This is a genomic window from Exiguobacterium sp. N5, from assembly GCF_025842465.1.
In the GTDB taxonomy this organism is placed as follows: Bacteria; Bacillota; Bacilli; order Exiguobacteriales; family Exiguobacteriaceae; genus Exiguobacterium; species Exiguobacterium profundum.
In genome coordinates this window covers 13,410-35,297 of sequence record NZ_JAPAEP010000006.1, presented here as the reverse complement: position 1 = coordinate 35,297, position 21,888 = coordinate 13,410, and the positions used below count along the sequence as shown (strand labels likewise).

The following is a 21,888-nucleotide window of genomic DNA, read 5'->3' as shown; positions in this document are numbered from 1 at the left end:
ACATCAAAGGAGGAAAACCATAATGGCTTTCAACAAAGAGCAATTCATCGAAGACCTCAAATCAATGACGGTTCTCGAACTTAACGAACTCGTAAAAACAATCGAAGAAGAATTCGGCGTATCAGCAGCAGCTCCAGTAGCAGTTGCAGGTGCTGGCGCAGGCGCAGCAGCTGAAGAGAAAACTGAATTCGACGTAATCCTCACAAACGCTGGCGCTGGTAAAATCAACGTCATCAAAGCTGTTCGTGAAATCACAGGTCTCGGTCTTAAAGAAGCAAAAGCACTCGTTGACGGAACTCCAGCTCCAGTCAAAGAAGGCGTTTCTAAAGAAGACGCTGACGCAATCAAAGCTAAGCTTGAAGAAGCTGGCGCATCTGTTGAAGTTAAGTAATTCTACTTCACAACCTATAGAAGCTCGCCATGGCGAGCTTCTTTTATTTCCTTGAAGAATGGGTTAGGAGGTTCAACGCATGGGAGATCATTACTATACGAACGATCCACGTTCGGAAAGTGCCCCGGAGACATGGACGTACGAGTTGCGAGGGAAACAGTATCATTTCACTTCGGACCGCGGTGTGTTCTCGAAAGGGTCGGTCGATTTTGGGTCACGTCTTTTAATTGAAACGTTTGAGATGCCTGATGTGTCGGGACGTATTTTAGATGTAGGCTGCGGCTATGGTCCGATGGGGATCTCGCTTGCCGATGCCTCTGGGCGTGAGGCCTTGCTCATTGATGTGAATGAGCGTGCGCTGGCGCTCTCTGAGCAAAACGCCGCCCGTAATGGAGTGACGGTCGAAACACGGCTTTCTCACGCGTATGACGCGGTGGGGGGAGAACGGTTTGCCGCCATTGTCACCAATCCGCCGATTCGTGCGGGGAAACAAGTCGTCCATACGATCTTGCGTGAAGCACATACGCACCTCGTCGATGGAGGAGCAATCTATGTCGTCATTCAAAAGAAACAAGGAGCACCTTCTGCTAAAAAGTTATTAGAAGAGGTGTTTGGTCAAGTTGAAACGATCGCGAAAGAAAAAGGTTACTTTATTTTCCGAGCAATTCGGTCTTGACAAACGGTGAAGTCTTGTTGACTCGCTATAACGTATATGCTAACATTATAAAATGCCATTGGAATGGAATTCGCTTGAAACTGCCGTGTCTGCCGCTTTTTAGAGACGGAAAACGAGCGACATTCAATGACAATGTTCGATTATTACGCCCGAAAAATTCGCTAAAGAATTGGGGGTCTGAGAGGTGAATCAGTTGACTGGTCAACTTGTTCAGTACGGTCGTCACCGTCAGAGAAGAAGCTTTGCCCGTATCAGTGAGGTATTAGAGCTTCCGAATTTGATTGAAATTCAAACTGCTTCTTATGAGTGGTTCTTGCGTGAAGGATTGAAGGAAATGTTCACAGACATTTCACCGATTTCCGACTTCACAGGAAACCTCGTATTGGAGTTCATCGATTACTCGCTCAGTGAGCCGAAGTATTCTATCGATGAATCGAAGGAGCGCGACGTTACTTATTCTGCGCCACTTCGCGTAAAAGTGCGTCTCCAAAACAAAGAGACAGGTGAGCTCAAAGAACAAGAAGTGTTCATGGGGGATTTCCCGCTCATGACAGAATCGGGAACGTTTATCATCAATGGTGCAGAACGCGTCATCGTTTCCCAGCTTGTCCGTTCACCGAGCGTGTACTATAACGCTAAACTCGATAAAAACGGTAAACGTGGATTTGGCGCAACTGTCATTCCGAACCGTGGTGCTTGGCTCGAACTCGAGACAGATGCCAAAGATATCGTTTATGTTCGTATCGACCGTACCCGTAAAATTCCGGTAACGGTGTTGTTGCGTGCCCTCGGATTCGGTACGGACCAAGAAATTATCGACCTTCTCGGGGATGACGAATACCTTCGTAACACCCTTGAAAAAGATAATACGGAGTCTACAGAGAAAGCGTTGATCGAGATTTATGAGCGTCTCCGCCCTGGTGAACCACCAACGGTAGAAAATGCGAAATCTCTTCTCGTATCACGTTTCTTCGACCCGAAACGTTACGACTTAGCGAACGTCGGTCGCTATAAGATGAACAAAAAACTTCATCTTAAGAACCGTTTGTTCGGTCAAAAATTAGCGGAAACGCTCGTGGACCCGGAAACAGGCGAAGTACTCGCCGAAGCTGGAACAATCCTCGACCGCCGCAACTTAGATCGTATCCTCCCGCACTTGGAGAACGGCCTTGGCTATATCGATGCGGAACCAACTGGTGGTGTCGCTGAAGGTGAGCCATTCGGTCTTCAGTCAATCAAAGTCATCTCACCGGATGACCCAGATGGAGAGCGTATCTTGAACATCATCGGAAATGGCAATATCGATCGCAGCGTAAAACATATTACGCCAGCCGATATTATCGCTTCAATCAACTACTTCTTCAACTTACTTCACGAAGTCGGAACAACAGATGACATCGACCACTTAGGAAACCGTCGTCTTCGTTCAGTCGGAGAACTTCTCCAAAACCAATTCCGGATTGGGCTTTCCCGTATGGAACGTGTCGTAAAAGAACGTATGTCGATTCAAGATCAAAATGCGATCACACCACAGGCGCTCATCAACATCCGCCCGGTTATCGCATCACTTAAAGAGTTCTTCGGTAGCTCGCAATTGTCACAGTTCATGGACCAAACGAACCCGCTCGCAGAGCTCACGCACAAGCGTCGTCTCTCTGCACTTGGACCGGGTGGTTTGACACGTGAGCGTGCTGGTTTCGAAGTTCGAGACGTTCACTATTCGCACTACGGTCGGATGTGTCCAATCGAAACACCAGAGGGGCCGAACATCGGACTCATCAACTCACTCTCGTCTTATGCGAAAGTGAACGAGTACGGTTTCATCGAAGCACCATACCGTCGTGTTGACCCAGAAACAGGTCTTGTCACTGGCGACATTCAATATATGACGGCTGATGAGGAAGACCTCTATGTCGTCGCACAGGCAAACATGCCGCTCACAGAAGATGGCCACTTTGCAGACGAACAAGTTCTTTGCCGTTTCCGCGGACAAAACTTGTCAGTCGAGCCAAGCCGAGTGGACTACATGGACGTTTCGCCGAAACAGGTTGTTTCTGCCGCAACGGCATGTATCCCGTTCCTCGAGAACGATGACTCGAACCGTGCCCTCATGGGAGCGAACATGCAACGTCAAGCAGTACCACTCCTTCAACCGGATTCACCGATTGTCGGTACCGGCATGGAGTACGTATCTGCGAAAGACTCTGGGGCAGCTATTGTTGCGAAATACCCAGGTGTCGTCGAACGCGTCACAGCGCGTGAAATCTTGATCCGTCGCACGTCTGACGTGAACGGTTCTGAGGTTTCAGGTGACCTTGACCGTTACAAACTTCAAAAATATGTCCGTTCGAACCAAGGGACATGCTATAACCAAAAACCAATCATCGCAGCTGGTGACCGTGTCGAAAAAGGAGAAATCCTTGCAGACGGTCCATCGATGGATATGGGTGAGCTCGCGCTCGGCCGTAACGTCGTCGTTGCCTTCATGACATGGGATGGTTACAACTATGAGGATGCGATCATCATGAGTGAGCGTCTCGTGAAAGATGACGTGTACACGTCGATTCATATCGAAGAGTACGAGTCAGAGTCACGCGACACGAAACTCGGACCAGAGGAAATCACACGTGATATTCCAAACGTCGGAGATGACGCACTTCGTAACTTGGACGATCGTGGAATTATCCGCATCGGAGCTGAAGTCAAGGATGGCGACATCCTCGTCGGTAAAGTAACACCTAAGGGCGTTACAGAATTGACGGCGGAAGAGCGTCTCTTGCACGCAATCTTCGGTGAGAAGGCACGTGAAGTACGTGATACGTCACTTCGTGTACCAAACGGTGGAGACGGAATCATCTTGGATGTCAAAGTGTTCGACCGTGAAAACGGTGACGAGTTGTCTCCAGGCGTCAACCAAATGGTACGTGTCTATATCGTTCAAAAACGTAAGATTCACGAAGGGGATAAGATGGCGGGACGTCACGGTAACAAAGGTGTTATCTCGCGAATCCTCCCTGAAGAAGATATGCCATACATGCCAGACGGTACACCGGTTGACATCATGCTCAACCCGCTTGGGGTACCATCTCGTATGAACATCGGTCAGGTACTTGAGCTCCACCTTGGTATGGCGGCGAAGAAGCTCGGTATCAAAGTGGCAACACCTGTATTCGATGGAGCGCGTGAGGAAGACGTATGGGCAACGATTGAAGAGGCTGGTATGGATAAAGATGCGAAAACGCGTCTCTATGACGGTCGTACGGGTGAACCGTTCGATAACCGCGTCTCGGTCGGTGTCATGTACATGATCAAACTCGCGCACATGGTTGATGACAAACTTCACGCTCGTTCGACAGGACCATACTCACTCGTTACGCAACAACCGCTCGGTGGTAAAGCACAGTTCGGTGGTCAGCGCTTCGGGGAGATGGAAGTTTGGGCTCTTGAAGCGTACGGTGCAGCCTACACGCTCCAAGAAATCTTGACAATCAAGTCGGATGACACGGTCGGTCGTGTGAAAGCATATGAGGCCATCGTGAAAGGCGAGAGCGTTCCGAAAGCGGGCGTTCCTGAATCATTCCGCGTCTTGATCAAAGAGCTTCAAGCGCTCGGTATGGAAGTCAAGATGATGTCAGCGGATGATGAAGAAGTCGAAATGAAAGATGAAGATGACGACAACATCCCGAACGCAACATCGGCGTTAGAACAAGTCGTTCAACCGACTGTTACGGAAGAGGAATAAGGCGAAAAGGGAGGTCGGCCCCTTGGTAGATGTTAATCGATTTGAATATATGAAAATCGGCTTGGCTTCATCAGAGAAGATCCGTTCGTGGTCTTACGGTGAAGTCAAAAAGCCGGAAACGATCAACTATCGTACACTTAAACCAGAGAAGGACGGATTATTCTGTGAACGAATCTTCGGTCCTACGAAAGACTGGGAATGTTACTGTGGGAAATACAAACGTATCCGTTATAAAGGAGTCATTTGTGACCGCTGTGGCGTTGAAGTGACGAAAGCGAAAGTGCGTCGCGAGCGAATGGGCCATATCGAGCTCGCGGCACCAGTTTCGCACATCTGGTACTTCAAAGGGATTCCAAGCCGCATGGGGCTTGTTCTCGACATGTCACCACGTGCGCTTGAAGAAGTCATTTACTTCGCATCTTACGTGGTCACAGAGCCAGGTGATACTCCGCTTGAGAAGAAACAACTTCTCTCGGAAAAAGAATTCCGTCTCTATCGTGAAAAATACGGTAGCGACTTCAAAGCAGACATGGGTGCTGAAGCCATCCGTACACTTCTTCAAGACGTTAATCTTGAAAAAGAAGTAGGCGAGCTTCGTGAAGAGTTGAAAACAGTCCAAGGTCAACGTCGTACACGTGCGATTAAGCGCTTGGAAGTTCTCGATGCATTCTTCACTTCAGGAAACAATCCAGACTGGATGATCCTTGAAGTACTTCCTGTCATCCCACCAGAGCTTCGCCCGATGGTACAGCTTGATGGTGGACGCTTTGCGACATCTGACTTGAACGATTTGTATCGTCGAGTCATCAACCGGAACAACCGTCTTAAACGTTTGCTCGACCTCGGCGCGCCGAACATCATCGTGCAAAACGAGAAGCGTATGCTTCAAGAAGCGGTTGACGCCCTCATCGACAACGGTCGTCGTGGTCGTCCGGTAACAGGTCCTGGTAACCGTCCGCTTAAATCACTTTCACACATGTTGAAAGGGAAACAAGGTCGTTTCCGTCAAAACCTTCTCGGTAAACGGGTCGACTATTCAGGACGTTCGGTTATCGTCGTAGGTCCGAACTTGAAGATGTATCAGTGTGGTCTTCCAAAAGAGATGGCGCTTGAACTCTTCAAACCGTTCGTGATGAAAGAGCTTGTCGGTCGCGGCATCGCTTCAAACATCAAGAACGCCAAACGCAAAATCGAGAAGATGCAACCTGAAATCTGGGGCGTCCTTGAAGAAGTCATTCGTGAGCATCCGGTCCTCTTGAACCGTGCCCCGACACTTCACCGCCTTGGTATTCAAGCATTCGAACCGATTCTTGTTGAAGGTCGTGCGATTCGCCTTCACCCACTCGTATGTACGGCATACAACGCCGACTTCGATGGTGACCAAATGGCCGTCCACGTTCCGCTCTCTGCAGAAGCACAAGCGGAAGCACGTCTTCTCATGCTCGCTGCGCAGAACATCTTGAACCCGAAAGACGGAAAACCAGTTGTTACACCATCGCAGGATATGGTCCTCGGTAACTACTACATCTCACTCGAACGTGAAGATGCCGTCGGTCAAGGGAAAGTGTTCTCGAACGTCAACGAAGCGTTGATTGCTTACCAAAACGGTTATGTCCACTTGCACTCGCGTGTGGCACTTCCGGCACGTACGCTCAACAACCCGACGTTCACAGACGAACAGAACGAGAAATTGCTCATTACGACAGTTGGTAAGATGATCTTCAACGAAATCTTGCCAAATACGTTCCCATACTTGAACGAGCCGACGATGGAAAACTTACAGGAAGCAACGCCTGATAAGTACTTCATCGACAAAGGGGCGAACGTTGCGGAAGAAATCGCATCACGTCCAATCATCGACCCGTTCAAAAAAGGGTTCCTTGGAAAAGTCATCGCGGAAGTGTTCCAGAAGTTTGAAACGACGGAAACAAGCCGCATGCTTGACCGGATGAAAGATCTTGGCTTCAAGCACTCGACAAAAGCGGGTGTGACGGTTGGGATTGCCGATATCATCGTACTTCCGGATAAACAGGAAATCCTTGATGAAGCACAAAAACAAGTCGACCAAATCATGAAGTCGTTCCGTCGTGGTCTCATCACTGAAGATGAGCGTTACGAGCGCGTTGTCCGTGCTTGGAACGAAGCGAAGGATGAAATTCAATCTCGATTGATGAAATCCCTCAACCGCCTGAACCCAATCTTCATGATGTCTGACTCAGGTGCCCGTGGTAACGCATCGAACTTTACGCAGCTTGCGGGTATGCGTGGTTTGATGGCCGCTCCATCTGGTCGCATCATCGAACTTCCAATCAAATCGTCATTCCGTGAAGGTCTGACGGTTCAAGAGTACTTCATCTCGACTCACGGGGCTCGTAAAGGTCTTGCCGATACAGCCTTGAAGACAGCCGATTCAGGTTACTTGACGCGTCGTCTCGTTGACGTAGCGCAAGATGTCATCATCCGTGAAGAGGATTGTGGAACAGACCGCGGAATCCGTGTTTCTGCACTCCGCGAAGGTACGGAAGAAATCGAAAGCTTGTACGACCGTCTCGTCGGACGTACATCGTTTGAAACGGTCACACACCCTGAAACGGGCGAAGTGTTGATCGATAAGAACGAATTGATCACAGAAGACATCGCGCGCATCATTGTAGATGCGGGTGTTGAAAAAGTTGAAATCCGTACAGCCTTCACATGTAACACGTCACACGGCGTATGTAAGAAGTGTTACGGACGCAACTTGGCAACTGGATCAAATGTTGAAGTCGGGGAAGCCGTCGGTATCATTGCCGCACAATCGATCGGTGAGCCAGGAACGCAGCTTACAATGCGTACCTTCCACACAGGTGGGGTTGCCGGAGACGATATCACACAAGGTCTTCCACGTATCCAAGAGGTATTCGAAGCCCGTAACCCGAAAGGTCAAGCGGTCATCTCGGAAATCTCTGGTACGGTCATCGACTTCACAGAATCGCGTGACAAGCGTGAACTCACGGTCGAAGGATTCAGTGAGACTCGCTCATACACGATTCCATTCGGAGCGCGTCTCCGCGTTCAAATCGGCGACACAGTAGAAGCCGGTGAAGTCTTCACGGAAGGTTCGATCGATCCGAAAGAATTACTCGCCGTCCGTGGTGTATCTGGTGTTCAGAACTATCTTCTCCAAGAAGTTCAAAAAGTTTACCGGATGCAAGGGGTAGAAATCGGTGATAAGCACGTTGAGGTCATGGTTCGCCAAATGCTTCGTCGTGTCAAAGTTATCGAATCAGGTGACACACCACTTCTCCCTGGATCACTCGTCGACATCAGCGTCTTCAAAGAAGCGTGTAAAGATGCGATTCGTGATGGAAAACACCCAGCGACTGCGAAACCAGTCCTTCTCGGAATCACGAAAGCTTCACTTGAGACAGATTCGTTCCTCTCAGCGGCTTCGTTCCAAGAAACGACTCGCGTCTTGACAGATGCAGCAATCAAAGGGAAACGTGACTATCTCCTCGGACTCAAAGAGAACGTCATCATCGGTAAACTCGTTCCAGCTGGTACTGGAATGGCCGTCTACCGTGATGTGGAACTCAAAGAAGATGAGGCGCCAGTTGCGCTCGAAGATACAACAGTCGAGTAAAATACGTCTTGACAGCGCAGGTTGGCGGTGCTACTATGATTTAGTGCCGCCAATCGGTTGTTGTCGATGACAACGATGTCCAGCAGTCGGCAAGCTACTTGGACGTCCATCCGAACTTTCTACGGGAAGGTTTGGCTGCTACAATTGCCACTTTCAAGGTATAACTCACGTTTTTGCGAGGTCATGGAATGCCTACGCCTCGTAAAAACGTTTCGTTATGACCTTAAATGAACCACCCGGGTCGGTGGGACTAGAAAATAGCAACATTCAGGAAGGGAGGATCTTCAAAGATGCCTACTATTAACCAGTTAGTCCGTAAAGGACGTAAATCGAAAGTCGTGAAATCTGACTCTCCAGCACTTAACAAAGGTTACAACAGTTTCATCAAGTCACAAACAAACGTGAGCTCACCACAAAAACGTGGTGTTTGTACACGTGTTGGTACAATGACTCCGAAGAAACCGAACTCGGCGCTTCGTAAGTATGCTCGTGTTCGTTTGACTAACCAAATCGAAGTGACTGCGTACATCCCAGGTATTGGCCACAACCTTCAAGAGCACAGCGTTGTTCTTATCCGTGGAGGACGTGTAAAAGACTTACCAGGGGTACGTTACCACATCGTTCGTGGTGCGCTTGACACTGCAGGTGTTGATGGACGTATGCAAGGCCGTTCTAAATACGGTACGAAACGTCCGAAAGCTGCGAAGAAGTAATTCTCGCAAACTAAACTACAATTGAAATTTTGAAAGGAGGGTACTCGGATGCGTAAAAACCGTGCAGAACGTCGTGACGTTATCGCAGATCCGATCTACAACTCGAAATTGGTAACTCGCCTCATTAACCGTGTCATGTTAGACGGTAAAAAAGGTACAGCTCAAACTATCATTTACAACGCATTTGGCATCATCGCTGAACGCTCAGGCAAAGAGCCTATGGAAGTGTTCGAAGAAGCAATGAACAACATCATGCCTGTACTTGAAGTTAAAGCACGCCGTGTAGGTGGAGCTAACTACCAAGTTCCTGTAGAAGTTCGTCCAGAGCGCCGTACAACACTTGGTCTTCGTTACCTCGTGAACTACGCTCGTCTCCGCAACGAAAAAACGATGGAGCAACGTATCGCGAACGAAATCATGGATGCAGCCAACAACACTGGTGCATCTGTTAAGAAACGCGAAGACATGCATAAGATGGCAGAAGCTAACAAAGCGTTTGCTCACTATCGTTGGTAATTTAATCGTAAAGTCCACTCCGCCAAGCATGGCTTAACGGAGTGGCTTTCGGGTATAATCATATCGTGTGCGCGCACACGAAAATCAAACATGCGGAAGGAGAATACCCAGTATGGCAAGAGAATTCTCCCTAAAGAATACTCGTAACATCGGGATCATGGCTCACATCGATGCCGGTAAAACGACAACAACTGAACGTATTCTTTATTACACAGGTCGTATCCATAAAATTGGTGAAACGCACGAAGGTGCTTCACAAATGGACTGGATGGAGCAGGAGCAAGAGCGTGGAATCACGATCACTTCGGCTGCGACAACTGCACAGTGGAATGGCCACCGTGTAAACATCATCGATACACCTGGACACGTAGACTTCACTGTAGAAGTTGAACGTTCACTCCGTGTACTTGATGGTGCGGTTGCTGTACTTGACGCTCAGTCAGGTGTAGAACCACAAACAGAAACTGTATGGCGTCAAGCGACGACATATGGTGTACCACGTGTCGTATTCGTCAACAAGATGGATAAAATCGGCGCAGACTTCTTGTACTCTGTGAAGACGCTCCACGATCGTCTTCAAGCGAACGCTTACGCGATCCAACTCCCAATCGGAGCAGAGGACGATTTCAAAGGGATCATCGATCTCGTTGAAATGAAGACTTACATGTACAACAACGACCTCGGTACTGACATCGAAGTAACAGATGGCTTCCCAGCTGACATGGCTGACCAAGCTGAAGAACTTCGCGGTCAATTGATCGAAGGTGTTGCTGACTTCAACGAAGAGTTGATGATGAAGTACCTTGAAGGTGAAGAGATTTCAATCGATGAATTGAAAGCTGCAATCCGTCAAGCGACACTTAGCGTTGAATTCTACCCTGTACTCGTTGGTTCTGCCTTCAAGAACAAAGGTGTTCAGCTCATGCTTAACGCCGTTGTTGATTACCTCCCATCACCAGTTGATGTAGAGTCAATCAAAGGGATCAACCTCGATACAGAAGAAGAAATCACACGTGAGCCTTCTGACGAAGCTCCATTCTCAGCACTTGCGTTCAAAGTTATGACTGACCCTTACGTCGGTAAATTGACGTTCTTCCGCGTGTACTCTGGTACAGCTGAAGCGGGATCATACGTGAAGAACTCGACTAAAGGGAAGCGTGAGCGTCTCGGTCGTATCCTTCAAATGCACGCAAACAGCCGTGAAGAGATTCCAATGGTATTCGCTGGTGACATCGCCGCTGCTGTTGGTTTCAAAGACACGACTACTGGTGACACGCTTTGCTCTGAGAAAGATAACATCGTTCTCGAGTCAATGACGTTCCCAGAACCAGTTATCTCGGTTGCAATCGAGCCTAAATCGAAAGCAGACCAAGATAAGATGGGTCAAGCTCTTGCGAAACTCGCAGAAGAAGATCCAACATTCCGCACTGAAACAAACCCTGAGACTGGTCAAACGATCATCTCTGGTATGGGTGAGCTTCACCTTGACATCCTCGTTGACCGTATGCGTCGCGAATTCAAAGTAGAAGCTAACGTTGGTGCACCACAAGTTGCTTACCGTGAAACAATCCGTGGCGCTGCGAAGATCGATTCGAAATTCGTTCGTCAGTCTGGTGGACGCGGTCAGTACGGTCACGTTGTCGTAGAATTCGAGCCGAACGAAGAAGGCGCTGGATTCGAGTTCGAGAACAAGATCGTCGGTGGTGTTGTACCACGTGAATACGTCCCTGCTGTTCAAAACGGGATTGAAGAAGCTCTCGAAAACGGTATCCTCGCTGGTTACCCAGTAGTAGACGTTAAAGCTCGTCTCGTATTCGGTTCGTACCACGATGTCGACTCGAACGAGATGGCGTTTAAAGTTGCTGCTTCGATGGCGGTTAAACAACTTAAGGACCAAGCGAAAGCTGTTATCCTTGAGCCAATGATGCGTGTTGAAGTTGTTATCCCAGAAGAATACATGGGTGACATCATGGGTGACGTCACGTCACGCCGTGGACGCGTAGAAGGTATGGAAGCTCGCGGTAACGCACAAGTCGTTAAAGCGATGATTCCACTTTCAGAAATGTTCGGTTACGCAACATCACTTCGTTCACGTACACAAGGACGCGGAACGTACTCGATGCACTTCGATCACTACGAAGAAGTACCGAAATCAATCGCTGAAGAAATCGTCAAAAAAGCGAACGGCTAATAACGGTTGTATCGCTAGATTGATTGTTGTAAGCTAAGGAGGACGTATGTTAAAAGTAGCCTACGTCTTCCTAGTTAAATAAAACTAATCGTTTAATAGAGGAGGAATCTAGAATGGGTAAAGAAAAATTCGACCGTTCTAAGCCGCACGTTAACGTTGGTACAATTGGCCACGTTGACCACGGTAAAACAACTTTGACTGCAGCAATCTCTGCTGTACTTTCACGTGCACAAGGTAAAACAGCTACTAAGTTCGACCAAATCGATGGTGCTCCAGAAGAGCGCGAGCGCGGTATCACAATCGCAACAGCTCACATCGAGTACGAAACTGACAAGCGTCACTACGCACACGTTGACTGCCCAGGACACGCTGACTATGTTAAAAACATGATCACTGGTGCTGCTCAAATGGACGGCGCGATCCTCGTTGTATCTGCAACAGATGGCCCAATGCCACAAACACGTGAGCACATCCTTCTTTCACGTCAAGTAGGTGTTCCTTACATCGTAGTATTCATGAACAAAGTTGACATGGTAGACGACGAAGAGCTTCTCGAACTCGTTGAAATGGAAATCCGTGAACTTCTTTCTGAATACGACTTCCCAGGCGACGACCTCCCTGTAATCAAAGGTTCTGCACTTGGCGCACTTAACGGTGAAGCTCAGTGGGAAGAAAAAGTTATGGAACTCATGAACGCTGTTGATGAGTACATCCCAGAACCAGTTCGTGACACTGAAAAAGACTTCATGATGCCTGTTGAGGACGTATTCTCAATCACTGGTCGTGGTACTGTAGCGACTGGTCGTGTTGAGCGTGGTGTTCTCCGCGTCAACGACGAGATCGAAATCGTTGGTCTTACAGAAGAAACGAAGAAAACTGTATGTACTGGTGTAGAGATGTTCCGTAAGCTTCTTGACTATGCTGAAGCTGGCGACAACATCGGTGCACTTCTCCGTGGTGTATCACGTGACGACATCGAGCGTGGACAAGTACTTGCTAAGCCAGGTTCAATCACACCACACTCTAAATTCAAAGCATCAATCTACGTTCTTTCTAAAGAAGAGGGTGGCCGTCACACGCCATTCTTCGCGAACTACCGTCCGCAGTTCTACTTCCGTACAACTGACGTAACAGGTATCGTTCACCTTCCAGAAGGTACTGAAATGGTAATGCCAGGAGACAACATCGAGTTGACGATCGAATTGATTTCTACAATCGCGATCGAAGACGGTACACGTTTCTCTATCCGTGAGGGTGGCCGTACTGTAGGTGCTGGTTCAGTAACAGAAATCATCGAGTAATCGATTGATTCAACTGAACAACATTAAGCAGTCCGCAATATGCGGGCTGCTTTTTTGTGTTTCCATCACAACATGGTAAGATGAGGCATACGAGAAAGGAGTGGCGTCATGCTGAAGCAACTAGAGACTATTTGTCGCTTGAATGGGATTGAGTATCGCATTGGCGGTTCTGAGCTGTTAAAGCATCATGGCATCGTCGAGGTAACGAATGACATCGATGTTTTTGTTGAACCGGACCAGTTTGAAAAAATCGATCGCGTACTTAGTCGTGCTGGGGAGAAGAAACCATCAGATTCTCACGACGCATACGTAACGACCTACTTTGGAGAGTATATATTCGAGGGAACAGATGTGGACGTCATGTCTAGTTTCCGAATGAAGTGTACCGACGGAATCTATACGCATCCTTTCATTGAACCAGATGGACAATGGATGCACCTAGAAGAGTGGGTCGTCCTTTACACGGTCATCGGACGAGAGGATAAATTAGCGTCATTGCTCCGCTATTTCAAGACGCACAGTGTTAATGAAGGAATTGTTCAAGACTGTTTAAAACGAGCGCCACAATCGGTCATAGAAGGGGTGACAGAGCGTTTTGGAGAGGTGATGAAACGCTAGGTCGAGTTGACATGGGAGTTCGTTTGAAAAATAGTTCAATAAAAGAATGAATTTTTGCTTGCAAAAGCTCGCGAATCTTGTTACATTAGGGAACGTTGAGCAACTCATCAGACAACCAGCAACTTCAAAAATCTAATCTTGCATTCCATGACCAGATTAGATATAATGATTAAGTGTTTGTGCGAGTGGTGAGAGACTTTACAGCAGAAAACGGGTCCAATCGTTGATTTGCAATGATCGGATGCCTCTGCTGACACAAGCACGCTGCGTTGAAGCGGGAGGTTATGACACGCCAGGCAGCATTGCCATGGCCGGTGTGGAAATTTCCGCGGAGAATTGTCTATTTTTAAAGTAGGCGACAAAGGAGGGAAACAAACATGGCAAATGAAAAAATTCGTATTCGTTTAAAAGCATATGACCATCGCGTTCTCGATCAATCAGCTGAGAAGATCGTTGACACTGCGAAGCGTTCAGGTGCAAAGGTATCGGGTCCAATCCCGCTCCCAACTGAAAAATCGGTTTACACGATTCTTCGTGCGGTTCACAAGTACAAAGATGCTCGTGAGCAGTTCGAAATGCGTACACACAAACGCTTGATCGACATCGTAAACCCAACACCGAAAACAGTCGATTCGCTTATGCGTCTCGAGTTACCATCAGGTGTAGACATCGAAATTAAACTTTAATTCTTCATATAGTAGATACTAGCCAGAAGAGACAATTAATTATTAACAGGAGGTGTATCTCATGGCTAAAGGAATCTTAGGAACAAAACTTGGTATGACTCAAATCTTCAACGAAGCAGGCGAAGTTGTACCAGTAACAGTAGTTGCTGTAGAAGGTAACGTCGTTCTTCAACTTAAAACAGTTGACACAGACGGTTACGAAGCAGTTCAACTTGGTTTCGGAGACATCAAAGAATCACGTCAAAACAAACCATCAAAAGGTCACGCTGCGAAAGCAAACGCGACACCTAAGCGCTTCATCAAAGAAGTTCGTACTTCAGTAGAAGGATACGAAATCGGTCAAGAGATTAAGGCAGACATTTTCGCTGCAGGTGAATTAGTAGACGTAACAGGTACATCGAAAGGTAAAGGATTCCAAGGTGCGATCAAGCGTCACGGACAATCACGTGGACCAATGGCTCACGGTTCGCGCTACCACCGTCGTCCTGGTTCGATGGGTCCTGTCGCTCCTAACCGCGTATTTAAAGGGAAACTTCTTCCTGGTCAAATGGGTGGAGAGCGTAAAACAATTCAAAACCTTGAAGTCGTTAAAGTTGATGTGGAACGTGGCCTTCTCCTCGTGAAAGGTGCTATCCCAGGCGCTCGTAAATCGAACGTCATCATCAAATCAGCGGTCAAAGGTAACTAATTAACTGCACGGAAAGGAGGAATTACGAATGCCTAAAGTAGCTTTGCTTAACCAAACAGGTTCACAAGTTGGCGAAATCGAATTGGCAGAAGCCATCTTCGGAATCGAGCCAAACGAATCAGTACTTTACGACGCAATCGTCATGCAACAAGCATCACGCCGTCAAGGTACTCACGATACGAAAGGTCGCTCGGAAGTACGCGGTGGCGGCCGTAAACCATGGAAACAAAAGGGAACTGGTCGTGCGCGCCAAGGTTCTATCCGCTCACCACAATGGGTTGGTGGTGGTACAGTCTTCGGTCCAACACCACGTTCATACTCTTACAAACTTCCTAAGAAGGTTCGTCGTTTAGCACTTCTCTCGGCTCTTTCGTCGAAAGTACAAAACAACGAAATCATCGTCCTCGAAGGCCTTGCTTTCGATGCACCAAAAACAAAAGATATGGCTGCTGTACTCAACAGCTTATCAGTAGAACGTAAGGCTCTTGTAGTCACAGCGGACTACAATGAGACTATCGCTCTCGCAGCTCGTAACATCCCAGGAGTGACTGTGATCGACGCAGCAGGCGTAAACGTTCTTGACCTCGTTGCTAACGACAAAGTCATCTTCACTAAAGATGCGGTTGCGAAGGTAGAGGAGGTGCTTGCATAATGGCTCAAGCATACGATATCATCAAACGTCCGATCATCACTGAGCGTTCAGTTAGCCTCATGGAAGCTAACAAATACGTTTTCGAAATCGACGTAAAAGCGACTAAATCGCAAGTGAAACACGCTATCGAAACAATCTTCAACGTGAAAGTTGCTTCGGTAAACACAATGAACTACAAACCGAAAGCGAAACGTGTCGGTCGTCACTCTGGTTACACAGCTCGTCGTAAAAAAGCGATCGTAACCCTTGCTGAAGGCAACACAATCGACTTCCTCGGTTAATTAACTACCTTAGAAGAAAAGGAGGGAATCCTCGATGGCAATCAAAAAGTTTAAGCCGACCACTAACGGTCGTCGTAACATGACATCTCTCGACTTTGCAGAGATCACAACGAATCGCCCTGAAAAATCGTTAACTGAAAAGCTTTCGAAAAAAGGCGGACGTAACAACCAAGGTCGCTTGACTGTTCGTCACCAAGGTGGCGGTCACAAGCGTAAATACCGTATCATCGATTTCAAACGTAACAAAGATGGCGTTGCAGGACGCGTAGCAACGATCGAATACGATCCAAACCGTTCAGCAAACATCGCACTCATCAACTATGTAGATGGTGAGAAACGTTACATCCTCGCTCCTAAGGGCATCAAAGTAGGCATGGAAATCATGTCTGGTCCTGAAGCGGATATCAAAGTGGGGAACGCTCTTCCACTCGTAAACATCCCTGTCGGTACAACAATCCACAACATCGAGCTTAAGCCTGGTAAAGGCGGTCAGCTAGTTCGTGCGGCTGGTGCATCGGCACAAATCCAAGGACGTGACGGCAAGTACGTCATCGTTCGTCTTCAATCAGGTGAATCACGCTTGTTCCTCGGCACTTGCCGCGCGACAATCGGTTCAGTTGGTAACGAAGAACACGAACTCGTAAACATCGGTAAAGCAGGACGTTCACGTTGGTTAGGCAAACGCCCAACAGTACGTGGTTCTGTAATGAACCCGGTTGATCACCCACACGGTGGTGGTGAAGGTCGTGCGCCAATCGGTCGTTCGGGCCCACTTACTCCTTGGGGTAAACCAGCTCTTGGTCTTAAGACTCGTAAGAAAAACAAATCGAGCGACATGTACATCCTTCGTCGCCGTAAGAAATAATTACTACATGATTCTCGGGCGGTTCGAAAGGGCCGTTCCCGAATCATTCCAAAGGGAGGTTCTAACATGGGTCGCAGCTTGAAAAAAGGTCCATTCGCAGATCACCACTTACTCGCTAAAGTTGACAAACTCAACGAATCTGGTGAGAAGCAAGTCATCAAAACTTGGTCACGTCGCTCGACGATCTTCCCAGAATTCATGGGTCACACGTTCGGTGTGCACGATGGTCGTAAACACGTACCAGTATTCGTGACAGAAGACATGGTTGGTCACAAACTTGGTGAATTCGCTCCAACACGCACGTACAAAGGTCACGGATCAGACAAGAAAACGAAACGGTAATTTGAGGGGAGGTCAAATCCATGCAAGCTAAAGCATCAGCTAATATGGTCCGTCTTGCTCCTCGCAAAGCACGTCTCGTTGTAGACTTAATTCGCGGGAAACAAGTCGGCGAAGCGCTCTCTGTCCTTGCTCACACGAACAAGGCAGCATCGCCAGTCGTTGAAAAAGTATTAAAATCAGCGATTGCTAACGCAGAGCACAACTACGATATGAACATTGAGAACCTCGTTGTAACAGAAGCTTACGTAAACGAAGGTCCAACACTCAAACGCTTCCGCCCACGTGCGATGGGTCGCGCAAGCCGTATTAACAAACGCACAAGCCACATCCACATCGTGGTAACTGAGAAATAAGGAGGGATATGTAGTGGGTCAAAAGGTAAATCCGCACGGTCTTCGCGTTGGTGTTATCAAAGACTGGGATTCGCGTTGGTACGCTGAGAAAGACTACGCTGATCTCCTTCATGAAGACTTCGTTATTCGTGAATACATCGAAAACAAAATGAAGGATGCTAGTGTTTCTAAAGTTGAAATCGAACGCGCTGCAAACCGCGTGAACATTTCGCTTCACACTGCGAAGCCAGGTATGGTAATCGGTAAAGGTGGTTCTGAAATCGAATCACTCCGTAAACACATTACAAAAATCGCTGACGGAAAACGCGTTCACATCAACGTTGTTGAAGTGAAAAACGCTGACGCTGTTGCGAAGCTTGTAGCAGAAAACATTGCTCGTCAATTGGAAGGTCGCGTATCATTCCGTCGTGCAATGAAACAATCTATTCAACGTTCGATGCGTACTGGCATCAAAGGGATCAAAACAGAAGTTTCTGGTCGTCTTGGTGGCGCTGATATCGCTCGTTCAGAGAAGTACTCGGAAGGAACAGTTCCACTTCACACACTCCGTGCCGACATCGACTACGGAACAGCTGAAGCTGACACAACTTACGGTAAAATCGGCGTAAAAGTTTGGTTATACCACGGTGAAGTTCTTCCAACAAAAAACAACACAGCGAAAAACGCTGAATAATAAACACTCTTTCAGGAAGGAGGCAACACACTATGTTGTTACCTAAACGCGTGAAATATCGTCGTGTACACCGTGGTAAAATGCGCGGGAACGCTAAACGCGGCACAACTGTACACTTCGGTGAGTTCGGTCTCCAAGCTCTCGAAGCGAGCTGGATTACAAACCGTCAAATCGAATCAGCACGTATTGCAATGACACGTTATATGAAACGTGGTGGTAAAGTGTGGATCAAGATCTTCCCACACAAGCCGTACACTAAAAAGCCTCTCGAAGTCCGAATGGGTTCGGGTAAAGGTGCTCCAGAAGGCTGGGTAGCTGTAGTTAAGCCTGGCAAAGTAATGTTCGAAATCGCAGGTGTATCTGAGGAAGTGGCACGTGAGGCACTTCGTCTTGCATCGCACAAACTTCCAGTAAAATGTAAGTTCGTGAAACGTGAAGAAAATGGTGGTGATACGAATGAAAGCAACTGATCTCCGTCAATCAACAACTGAAGAGCTCAACGGTAAAGTGGGCGAGTGGAAAGAAGAACTCTTTAACCTTCGCTTCCAACTTGCTACAGGTCAGCTTGAGAATCCTGCTCGTATCCGTGAAGTACGCAAGTCGATTGCGCGTGCTAAAACGATTCTTCGTGAACGCGAACTCGGCATCAACAACGGCTAATTACATCGGATTCTTGAGAGGAGGTAACACTCATGGAACGCAACAACCGTAAAGTGTTCACTGGTCGCGTCGTGTCTGACAAAATGGACAAAACGATCGTCGTCGCAGTAGAAACAAAGGTTCGTCATAAACTTTATGGCAAACGTGTAAACTACACGAAGAAATATAAAGCACACGATGAGAACAACGTCGCTAAAGTGGGCGATATCGTTCGCATCGCGGAAACACGTCCTCTTTCTAAAGACAAACGTTTCCGTCTTGTAACAGTAGTAGAAGAATCAGTAATCATCTAATAACAGTTCGGATTTATTAAACATCCGGAGGGAGGTACACTCGCATGATTCAACAAGAATCTCGCTTGAAAGTAGCAGACAACTCTGGCGCGCGTGAACTGTTGACAATTAAAGTCCTCGGTGGTTCTGGTCGTAAGACTGCAAACATCGGTGACATCATCGTCGCAACGGTAAAACAAGCAACACCAGGTGGCGTTGTTAAAAAAGGTGACGTTGTCAGAGCAGTTGTCGTTCGTACAAAACGCGGCGCTCGTCGTAAAGATGGTTCGTACATCCGTTTCGATGAGAACGCAGCAGTCATTATCAAAGATGACAAGAGCCCACGCGGCACACGGATCTTCGGGCCAGTTGCACGTGAACTTCGTGAAAAAGAATTCATGAAGATCGTTTCGTTGGCACCGGAAGTACTTTAATTTCCAATTTCAATCCTATAAGGAGGTGCGCAAACGATGCATGTTAAAAAAGGCGATACAGTCCAGGTAATGTCTGGTAAAGATAAAGGCAAGCAAGGGGTTATCCTCAAAGCTATGCCAAGCAAAAACCGCGTAGTGGTTGAAGGCGTAAACGTGATGAAAAAACACGCGAAACCTTCACAAGCGAATCCACAAGGCGGGATCCTTGAGATCGAAGCACCAATTCACGTCTCGAACGTAATGCCACTCGACCCTAAAACTGGCAAACCAACTCGTGTTGGTTTCAAAGTAGTCGATGGTAAAAAAGTTCGTGTCGCGAAATCGGGCGAATCACTCGATAAATAAGAAGAACGTGACGAAAGGAGGTCCATTCGACTATGAACCGTTTGCAAGAGAAGTATAAAAGCGACATCGTGAAAGCGATGATGGATAAATTCAACTATGACTCGGTCATGCAAGTACCGAAAGTCGAAAAGATTGTCATCAACATGGGTGTAGGTGACGCTGTTTCGAACTCGAAAGCACTTGATATGGCAGTTGAAGAATTAACAATTCTTTCAGGTCAAAAACCACTCGTAACGAAAGCGAAGAAATCAATCGCTGGTTTCAAACTTCGTGAAGGTATGCCAATCGGTGCGAAGGTTACACTTCGTGGCGAGCGCATGTACGATTTCCTCGACAAATTGGTAACTGTTTCACTTCCACGTGTACGTGACTTCCGCGGTGTATCGAAGAAAGCATTCGACGGACGCGGTAACTACACGCTTGGCGTGAAAGAGCAACTTATTTTCCCTGAGATCGATTACGATAAAGTATCTAAAGTACGCGGTATGGACATCGTTGTTGTTACAACAGCAAACACAGACGAAGAAGCACGTGAATTGCTCACACTTCTCGGTATGCCATTCCAAAAATAATCTAGAGGGAGGTCGACAACATGGCTAAAAAGTCAATGGTGAATCGCGAACTTAAACGCGAGAAACTCGTTGCCCAGTACGCTGAAAAGCGTGCGAAGTTGAAAGCTGAAGGCGATTATATCGGACTCAGCAAATTGCCACGTAACTCGTCACCTGTACGCTTGCACAACCGTTGCAGCATCACAGGTCGTCCGCATGGTTACATGGGTAAATTCGGGATCAGCCGTATCAAGTTCCGTGATCTTGCATACAAAGGTCAAATCCCTGGTGTTAAAAAAGCAAGCTGGTAATCCACTAACAGTGTGAAAGGAGGTACATCGCATGGTAATGACAGACCCTATTGCAGATATGCTTACACGTATCCGTAACGCTAACATGGTTCGCCATGAAAAAATGGAGCTTCCAGCTTCGAACATTAAACGTGAGATCGCTGAAATCCTTAAGCGTGAAGGTTTCATTCGCGATGTTGAATATATCGAGGACGCTAAACAAGGTACACTTCGTCTTTTCCTTAAATATGGAGCAAGCAACGAACGTGTAATCACTGGTCTCAAACGTATTTCGAAACCAGGTCTTCGCGTATACGCAAAAGCTGATGAAGTACCTAAAGTACTCGGAGGACTCGGGATCGCAGTTCTTTCGACATCTAAAGGTCTTATGACTGATAAAGAAGCTCGCCAACAACAAGTCGGCGGCGAAGTGCTCGCCTACATCTGGTAAGTCACTTTTCTAACAAGAACGGAGGTGTAATCAATGTCACGTATTGGTAAAAAACCAGTTACGATTCCTGCTGGCGTTACTGTAACAGTTGCTAATGACAACACGGTCACAGTAAAAGGTGCTAAAGGTGAACTTTCGCTTTCAGCTAACCCGGCATTGGAAATCAAAGTTGAAGAGAACGAATTGACGGTTGTTCGTCCAGACGAATCGAAAGAAAGCCGTACAATTCACGGTACGACACGTGCCCTTATTGCCAACATGGTACAAGGTGTGTCGAACGGATTCCAAAAAACACTTGAGATCTCGGGGGTTGGTTACCGTGCTACGAAGCAAGGTAACAAACTCGTCCTCAACCTCGGCTACTCGCACCCAATCGAGTACGTTGCTGAGGAAGGTATCGAAATCGAAGTTCCTTCAAACACGCAAATCATCGTAAAAGGGATTAACAAAGAGCGCGTCGGTCACGTTGCTGCTCAAATCCGCTCGTACCGTGCTCCAGAACCTTACAAAGGTAAAGGTGTTCGTTACTCTGATGAACGTATTCGCCGTAAAGAAGGTAAGACTGGTAAGTAATT

The 21,888-nt window shown here is 47.5% G+C and carries 26 protein-coding genes; all 26 read left to right on the top strand.

Features of this window, described 5'->3' with window-relative positions; translation table 11 throughout:
* Window positions 1-22: 22 nt before the first annotated feature.
* Complete coding sequence (rplL, locus tag OKS35_RS14820; protein ID WP_012727687.1) at window positions 23-391, top strand: 50S ribosomal protein L7/L12; 369 nt, start codon at window positions 23-25, stop codon at window positions 389-391.
* Between the two features lie 79 nt (window positions 392-470).
* A complete protein-coding gene (locus tag OKS35_RS14815) occupies window positions 471-1,067 on the top strand; it encodes a class I SAM-dependent methyltransferase (RefSeq protein WP_012727686.1) in 597 nt (198 codons plus the stop codon).
* A gap of 193 nt (window positions 1,068-1,260) precedes the next feature.
* Window positions 1,261-4,809 carry a DNA-directed RNA polymerase subunit beta gene (gene rpoB, locus OKS35_RS14810; protein WP_074037866.1) on the top strand — a complete coding sequence of 1,183 codons (3,549 nt, stop codon included), beginning with the start codon at window positions 1,261-1,263 and terminating at the stop codon, window positions 4,807-4,809.
* Window positions 4,810-4,831: 22 nt separating this feature from the next.
* On the top strand, window positions 4,832-8,431 hold the full coding sequence (rpoC, locus tag OKS35_RS14805; RefSeq protein ID WP_012727684.1) for a DNA-directed RNA polymerase subunit beta': 3,600 nt from the start codon (window positions 4,832-4,834) through the stop codon (window positions 8,429-8,431).
* Window positions 8,432-8,721: 290 nt separating this feature from the next.
* Window positions 8,722-9,144: a 30S ribosomal protein S12 gene (gene rpsL, locus OKS35_RS14800; RefSeq protein WP_012727683.1), complete on the top strand. Its 423-nt coding sequence runs from the start codon at window positions 8,722-8,724 to the stop codon at window positions 9,142-9,144.
* Between the two features lie 48 nt (window positions 9,145-9,192).
* Window positions 9,193-9,660, top strand: coding sequence for a 30S ribosomal protein S7 (rpsG, locus tag OKS35_RS14795; protein ID WP_012727682.1), 468 nt, complete (start codon window positions 9,193-9,195; stop codon window positions 9,658-9,660).
* A gap of 112 nt (window positions 9,661-9,772) precedes the next feature.
* Window positions 9,773-11,851: an elongation factor G gene (gene fusA, locus OKS35_RS14790; RefSeq protein ID WP_012727681.1), complete on the top strand. Its 2,079-nt coding sequence runs from the start codon at window positions 9,773-9,775 to the stop codon at window positions 11,849-11,851.
* 113 nt (window positions 11,852-11,964) lie between these two features.
* Window positions 11,965-13,152 carry an elongation factor Tu gene (gene tuf, locus OKS35_RS14785; RefSeq protein ID WP_078147868.1) on the top strand — a complete coding sequence of 396 codons (1,188 nt, stop codon included), beginning with the start codon at window positions 11,965-11,967 and terminating at the stop codon, window positions 13,150-13,152.
* 108 nt (window positions 13,153-13,260) lie between these two features.
* Complete coding sequence (locus OKS35_RS14780) at window positions 13,261-13,770, top strand: hypothetical protein (protein WP_214691672.1); 510 nt, start codon at window positions 13,261-13,263, stop codon at window positions 13,768-13,770.
* 377 nt (window positions 13,771-14,147) lie between these two features.
* Window positions 14,148-14,456 (top strand): 30S ribosomal protein S10, encoded by a 309-nt coding sequence (gene rpsJ / locus OKS35_RS14775; protein WP_074032438.1) that lies wholly within the window; start codon window positions 14,148-14,150, stop codon window positions 14,454-14,456.
* Window positions 14,457-14,517: 61 nt separating this feature from the next.
* The gene (gene rplC, locus OKS35_RS14770; protein ID WP_012727677.1) at window positions 14,518-15,144 is read left to right on the top strand and encodes a 50S ribosomal protein L3; all 627 of its coding nucleotides are present in this window, start codon (window positions 14,518-14,520) and stop codon (window positions 15,142-15,144) included.
* Window positions 15,145-15,172: 28 nt separating this feature from the next.
* Window positions 15,173-15,796: a 50S ribosomal protein L4 gene (gene rplD, locus OKS35_RS14765; RefSeq protein ID WP_012727676.1), complete on the top strand. Its 624-nt coding sequence runs from the start codon at window positions 15,173-15,175 to the stop codon at window positions 15,794-15,796.
* Window positions 15,796-16,077 carry a 50S ribosomal protein L23 gene (rplW, locus tag OKS35_RS14760; protein ID WP_012727675.1) on the top strand — a complete coding sequence of 94 codons (282 nt, stop codon included), beginning with the start codon at window positions 15,796-15,798 and terminating at the stop codon, window positions 16,075-16,077. Before rplD ends, rplW begins: the two co-directional genes overlap by 1 nt.
* A gap of 34 nt (window positions 16,078-16,111) precedes the next feature.
* Window positions 16,112-16,942 carry a 50S ribosomal protein L2 gene (gene rplB / locus OKS35_RS14755; protein ID WP_012727674.1) on the top strand — a complete coding sequence of 277 codons (831 nt, stop codon included), beginning with the start codon at window positions 16,112-16,114 and terminating at the stop codon, window positions 16,940-16,942.
* A 66-nt stretch (window positions 16,943-17,008) separates the two neighbouring features.
* On the top strand, window positions 17,009-17,284 hold the full coding sequence (gene rpsS / locus OKS35_RS14750) for a 30S ribosomal protein S19 (RefSeq protein WP_012727673.1): 276 nt from the start codon (window positions 17,009-17,011) through the stop codon (window positions 17,282-17,284).
* A 20-nt stretch (window positions 17,285-17,304) separates the two neighbouring features.
* A complete protein-coding gene (rplV, locus tag OKS35_RS14745; protein ID WP_012727672.1) occupies window positions 17,305-17,637 on the top strand; it encodes a 50S ribosomal protein L22 in 333 nt (110 codons plus the stop codon).
* A gap of 13 nt (window positions 17,638-17,650) precedes the next feature.
* Window positions 17,651-18,310 carry a 30S ribosomal protein S3 gene (rpsC, locus tag OKS35_RS14740; RefSeq protein WP_012727671.1) on the top strand — a complete coding sequence of 220 codons (660 nt, stop codon included), beginning with the start codon at window positions 17,651-17,653 and terminating at the stop codon, window positions 18,308-18,310.
* Between the two features lie 32 nt (window positions 18,311-18,342).
* Window positions 18,343-18,780: a 50S ribosomal protein L16 gene (gene rplP, locus OKS35_RS14735; protein WP_012727670.1), complete on the top strand. Its 438-nt coding sequence runs from the start codon at window positions 18,343-18,345 to the stop codon at window positions 18,778-18,780.
* Window positions 18,767-18,970 (top strand): 50S ribosomal protein L29, encoded by a 204-nt coding sequence (rpmC, locus tag OKS35_RS14730; protein WP_012727669.1) that lies wholly within the window; start codon window positions 18,767-18,769, stop codon window positions 18,968-18,970. The genes rplP and rpmC overlap by 14 nt, the downstream gene beginning before the upstream one ends.
* Window positions 18,971-19,002: 32 nt before the next feature.
* Complete coding sequence (gene rpsQ / locus OKS35_RS14725; protein WP_012727668.1) at window positions 19,003-19,263, top strand: 30S ribosomal protein S17; 261 nt, start codon at window positions 19,003-19,005, stop codon at window positions 19,261-19,263.
* A 44-nt stretch (window positions 19,264-19,307) separates the two neighbouring features.
* Window positions 19,308-19,676 carry a 50S ribosomal protein L14 gene (gene rplN, locus OKS35_RS14720; RefSeq protein ID WP_012727667.1) on the top strand — a complete coding sequence of 123 codons (369 nt, stop codon included), beginning with the start codon at window positions 19,308-19,310 and terminating at the stop codon, window positions 19,674-19,676.
* Window positions 19,677-19,712: 36 nt separating this feature from the next.
* A complete protein-coding gene (rplX, locus tag OKS35_RS14715) occupies window positions 19,713-20,021 on the top strand; it encodes a 50S ribosomal protein L24 (RefSeq protein WP_012727666.1) in 309 nt (102 codons plus the stop codon).
* 32 nt (window positions 20,022-20,053) lie between these two features.
* Entirely contained in the window at window positions 20,054-20,593 is a 540-nt protein-coding gene (gene rplE, locus OKS35_RS14710; RefSeq protein ID WP_074035359.1) for a 50S ribosomal protein L5, read from the top strand.
* Between the two features lie 20 nt (window positions 20,594-20,613).
* Complete coding sequence (gene rpsN / locus OKS35_RS14705) at window positions 20,614-20,883, top strand: 30S ribosomal protein S14 (protein WP_012727664.1); 270 nt, start codon at window positions 20,614-20,616, stop codon at window positions 20,881-20,883.
* Window positions 20,884-20,914: 31 nt separating this feature from the next.
* Window positions 20,915-21,313 (top strand): 30S ribosomal protein S8, encoded by a 399-nt coding sequence (gene rpsH, locus OKS35_RS14700; protein ID WP_026824842.1) that lies wholly within the window; start codon window positions 20,915-20,917, stop codon window positions 21,311-21,313.
* A gap of 33 nt (window positions 21,314-21,346) precedes the next feature.
* Window positions 21,347-21,886: a 50S ribosomal protein L6 gene (gene rplF / locus OKS35_RS14695; RefSeq protein WP_012727662.1), complete on the top strand. Its 540-nt coding sequence runs from the start codon at window positions 21,347-21,349 to the stop codon at window positions 21,884-21,886.
* Window positions 21,887-21,888 lie beyond the last annotated feature (2 nt).

Coding starts and splice junctions, on each gene's coding strand:
- rpsN (WP_012727664.1), top strand. CDS start 20,614: ATGGCTAAAAAGTCAATGGTGAATCGCGAACTTAAACGCGAGAAACTC.
- rpsG (WP_012727682.1), top strand. CDS start 9,193: ATGCGTAAAAACCGTGCAGAACGTCGTGACGTTATCGCAGATCCGATC.
- rplX (WP_012727666.1), top strand. CDS start 19,713: ATGCATGTTAAAAAAGGCGATACAGTCCAGGTAATGTCTGGTAAAGAT.
- rpsQ (WP_012727668.1), top strand. CDS start 19,003: ATGGAACGCAACAACCGTAAAGTGTTCACTGGTCGCGTCGTGTCTGAC.
- rpsH (WP_026824842.1), top strand. CDS start 20,915: ATGGTAATGACAGACCCTATTGCAGATATGCTTACACGTATCCGTAAC.
- OKS35_RS14815 (WP_012727686.1), top strand. CDS start 471: ATGGGAGATCATTACTATACGAACGATCCACGTTCGGAAAGTGCCCCG.
- rpsL (WP_012727683.1), top strand. CDS start 8,722: ATGCCTACTATTAACCAGTTAGTCCGTAAAGGACGTAAATCGAAAGTC.
- rplF (WP_012727662.1), top strand. CDS start 21,347: ATGTCACGTATTGGTAAAAAACCAGTTACGATTCCTGCTGGCGTTACT.
- rplP (WP_012727670.1), top strand. CDS start 18,343: ATGTTGTTACCTAAACGCGTGAAATATCGTCGTGTACACCGTGGTAAA.
- rplD (WP_012727676.1), top strand. CDS start 15,173: ATGCCTAAAGTAGCTTTGCTTAACCAAACAGGTTCACAAGTTGGCGAA.
- rplW (WP_012727675.1), top strand. CDS start 15,796: ATGGCTCAAGCATACGATATCATCAAACGTCCGATCATCACTGAGCGT.
- OKS35_RS14780 (WP_214691672.1), top strand. CDS start 13,261: ATGCTGAAGCAACTAGAGACTATTTGTCGCTTGAATGGGATTGAGTAT.
- rpmC (WP_012727669.1), top strand. CDS start 18,767: ATGAAAGCAACTGATCTCCGTCAATCAACAACTGAAGAGCTCAACGGT.
- tuf (WP_078147868.1), top strand. CDS start 11,965: ATGGGTAAAGAAAAATTCGACCGTTCTAAGCCGCACGTTAACGTTGGT.
- fusA (WP_012727681.1), top strand. CDS start 9,773: ATGGCAAGAGAATTCTCCCTAAAGAATACTCGTAACATCGGGATCATG.
- rplN (WP_012727667.1), top strand. CDS start 19,308: ATGATTCAACAAGAATCTCGCTTGAAAGTAGCAGACAACTCTGGCGCG.
- rplV (WP_012727672.1), top strand. CDS start 17,305: ATGCAAGCTAAAGCATCAGCTAATATGGTCCGTCTTGCTCCTCGCAAA.
- rplB (WP_012727674.1), top strand. CDS start 16,112: ATGGCAATCAAAAAGTTTAAGCCGACCACTAACGGTCGTCGTAACATG.
- rplL (WP_012727687.1), top strand. CDS start 23: ATGGCTTTCAACAAAGAGCAATTCATCGAAGACCTCAAATCAATGACG.
- rpsS (WP_012727673.1), top strand. CDS start 17,009: ATGGGTCGCAGCTTGAAAAAAGGTCCATTCGCAGATCACCACTTACTC.
- rplC (WP_012727677.1), top strand. CDS start 14,518: ATGGCTAAAGGAATCTTAGGAACAAAACTTGGTATGACTCAAATCTTC.
- rplE (WP_074035359.1), top strand. CDS start 20,054: ATGAACCGTTTGCAAGAGAAGTATAAAAGCGACATCGTGAAAGCGATG.
- rpsJ (WP_074032438.1), top strand. CDS start 14,148: ATGGCAAATGAAAAAATTCGTATTCGTTTAAAAGCATATGACCATCGC.